Below are 3244 nucleotides of genomic sequence, written 5' to 3'. Positions count from 1 at the left end.
GGGCGGGGCCGTGTGAGCCGACGTGGCACGGCGCGCCCACCCGGCCGCACCCGCCCGGCCGCGTCGTCACGTCAACGGGCGGGTCACGCGCTCGGGTTGATCACGACCTTGCCCACGGCGCCGCCCTCGACCGCCTGGTGCGCGGCGGCCGCCTCCGCGAGCGGGTAGCGGTGCATGGGCAGGGCGGTCAGCGCGCCCGCCGCGACGGCGGCGTTCACGTCCGTGACGGACCGCGCGAGGTCGTGCGCCGGAACACCGTAGAGGAGGACGAAGCGCAGCGTGACGTTCGCGGTCATCAGCGCCCGGACCGGGAGGGAGACCTCGCCGGTCGCCGCGTAGGTGGAGATGACGGTCTGCGGGCCGCTGACGGCGAGGTCCAGTTCGGCGTTGGCGCCGAGGTTCACCTCGACGACGCGGTCCACCGGTCCGCCCGCCAGCTCCCTGACCTCGTCGATCGCTCCCGGCTCACGGTAGTTCACGACGTGGTCGGCGCCCGCGCGGGAGGCCTGCTCGGCCTTCTCGGGACCGCTGACCGTCGTGATGACCCTCGCGCCCGCGTGCTTGGCCAGCTGGACCGCGTAGTGGCCGACCGCGCCCGCGCCGCCCGCGACGAGGACCGTACGCCCGTTGAGGCGGCCGTCCGCGAAGAGGCAGCGGTAGGCCGTCAGCGCCGGTACGCCGAGGCAGGCGCCGAGCTCGTCGCTCGCTCCCTCGGGCAGCGGCACGGCGTGCCCGGCGGGCACCACGCTGTACTCGGCGGCGCTTCCGTAACGGTTGCCGTCGGCGGCGAGCCAGAGCCACACCCGCTCGCCGACCCGCGACGGGTCGACGCCCGCGCCGACGGCGTCGACCACTCCGACTCCGTCCTGGTGCGGCACCTGGAACCCGTCGATGGCACGAGCGGTGGCACCCGAACGGGTCTTGACATCCGTGGGGTTGATCGCGGACAGGGTGATCCTCACCCGCACCTGACCGGGGCCCGGCTCGGGGCGGTCGATGTCCTCGACCCGGAGGACATCGCGAGCGGAGCCGTTGCGTTCGTACAGAGCTGCTTTCACTTCGTCGTTCCTTCTGCCGCGGGACGGGCGATGGCACCGGCCCGGGGCCGGTGATCCGATCGTACGGCGATCATGCGAAGGACACCCGGACGGCCGCGGCGCGTACGGCGCACAGGACCCATTGCGCGACCTTCGCCACGCCCCTCCCGTGATGCACGCAAGGCCCATTACGCGGTGTACTGGCGAGAACGCGTGGTGTAGGGCCGCCTTCGGGCGGGGAAGATGGGAGGGCGGCGGGCGCGGAGGACGGGGTGCGGCGAGGGGTGAAGGCCGGACGTGCCATACGCCTTTGCATCTGTGACTCATCTCGCACTCGGATCACTGAATGTGGGAATTCGAGCCCAGCCGTGCTGGCCTAGGGTGGCCCAGTTCCCCCCACGAACGAAGCGAGAACACATCGTGAGCAGTGACGAAACTGTCCGAGACGCGGAGCCCCAGAAGGGCGGCGACCCGGGCGGCGCGGGAGCGGGCGCACAGAGCGCGAGAGCGGGCGCGCGGAGCGCGGGAGGGGCTCCCGGCACGCCGGGCGGCACCGCGGAGGCTACGGCGGGTGGCATGGGGGAGGCCACGGCGGGCGGCACCGCGACGGGCCGGGCCCCCGGCACCGTCCCCGCGGCACGGTCGGGCGACGCGGGAGACGCCGGCTACAGCAAGGACCTCAAATCCCGCCACATCAACATGATCGCGATCGGCGGCGCCATCGGCACCGGCCTGTTCCTGGGCGCGGGCGGCCGCCTGGTGTCGGCGGGACCCGCGCTGGCGCTCGCGTACGCGGTCTGCGGACTGTTCGCGTTCTTCGTGGTGCGGGCGCTGGGCGAACTGGTGCTGCACCGGCCGTCGTCCGGCTCCTTCGTCTCCTACGCGCGCGAGTTCCTCGGCGAGAAGGGCGCGTACACGGCCGGCTGGATGTACTTCCTGAACTGGTCGACCACCGGCATCGCCGACATCACGGCGGTCGCGCTGTACGTGCACTACTGGGGCATGTTCACCTCCGTACCGCAGTGGCTGCTGGCGCTGATGGCGCTGGCGGTGGTGCTGTCGATCAACCTCATCTCGGTGAAGATCTTCGGTGAGATGGAGTTCTGGTTCGCGATCATCAAGGTGTCCGCCCTGGTGGTCTTCCTGGCCATCGGCGTGTTTCTGCTGGTCACCCAGCATCCCGTGGGCGGGCGGACGCCGGGCTTCGACATCATCACCAGCCACGGTGGCATCTTCCCCACCGGGCTGCTGCCGGTCGTCGTCGTACTCCAGGGCGTCGTCTTCGCGTACTCGGCGGTCGAGCTGATCGGCGTCACGGCGGGCGAGACGGCGGAACCGCAGAAGATCGTGCCGCGCGCCGTGAACTCGATCATGTGGCGGGTCATGGTCTTCTACGTGGGCTCCGTGGTGCTGCTGGCGCTGCTCGTCCCGTACACCGGCTTCTCGGCCGGGCAGAGCCCCTTCGTCACCGTGCTGTCGAAGATCGGCGTACCGGCGGCGGGCGGCGTGATGAACCTCGTCGTCCTCACCGCCGCGATGTCCAGCCTGAACTCGGGCATCTACTCCACCGGCCGTATTCTGCGCTCGATGGCCATGGCGGGCTCCGCGCCCCGCTTCACCGGCCGGATGAACCGCAACCAGGTCCCCTACGGCGGCATCCTGCTCACCGCGTCCGTCTGCATCCTGGGCGTGGTCCTGAACTACGTCGTGCCGGGCGAGGCGTTCGAGATCGTCCTGAACATCGCGTCGCTCGGCGTGCTGACCGCCTGGGGCATGATCATGATCTGCCACCTCGTCTTCGTCCGCAGGGCGAGGAAGGGCCTGGTCGAGCGGCCGTCGTACCGCCTGCCCGGGTCTCCGGTCGTGGAGATCCTCACGCTGGCGTTCCTTGCGGGTGTCCTGGTCCTGATGTGGTTCGACAAGCCCGTGGGCCGCAACACGATCCTGATCATCCCGATCCTCGCGGCGGCACTGGTCGTGGGCTGGTTCCGGGTACGCGGCCGGGTCAACGCGAACAGGGACCGCGGCCAGAACCCGGAAGGCCCCGCCGGTCCCGCGGGCCCGAGCGGCCTGGAAAAGGCCCCAGTCGGCTGAGCGGCTGAGCGAACCCTCGGCCGGAGGGAGCCCGCCCGGCTGGGGCTCCCGGCCGGATGGGGAGCCCGCCCGACTGGGGGCTCGCGGGCGGCGGGGGAGTCGTCCCGCTGGAC

General features: G+C 71.5%; 2 protein-coding genes. One reads left to right on the top strand and one right to left on the bottom strand.

The window, feature by feature from the left end; translation table 11 throughout:
• Nucleotides 1-83 precede the first annotated feature (83 nt).
• Nucleotides 84-1058, bottom strand: a complete 975-nt coding sequence (locus tag LCE31_RS38185; protein WP_225022768.1) for an NADPH:quinone reductase — start codon at nt 1056-1058, stop codon at nt 84-86.
• A gap of 555 nt (nt 1059-1613) precedes the next feature.
• Between LCE31_RS38185 and LCE31_RS38180 the strand changes: the two genes are divergently transcribed.
• On the top strand, nt 1614-3131 hold the full coding sequence (locus tag LCE31_RS38180; protein WP_225022766.1) for an amino acid permease: 1518 nt from the start codon (nt 1614-1616) through the stop codon (nt 3129-3131).
• Nucleotides 3132-3244 lie beyond the last annotated feature (113 nt).

The sequence above is a fragment of the Streptomyces sp. 8L genome, from assembly GCF_020176795.1.
GTDB lineage: Bacteria > Actinomycetota > Actinomycetes > Streptomycetales > Streptomycetaceae > Streptomyces.
Note: the sequence above shows the minus strand (reverse complement) of the source record. Positions and strands in the feature narration are given on the sequence as shown.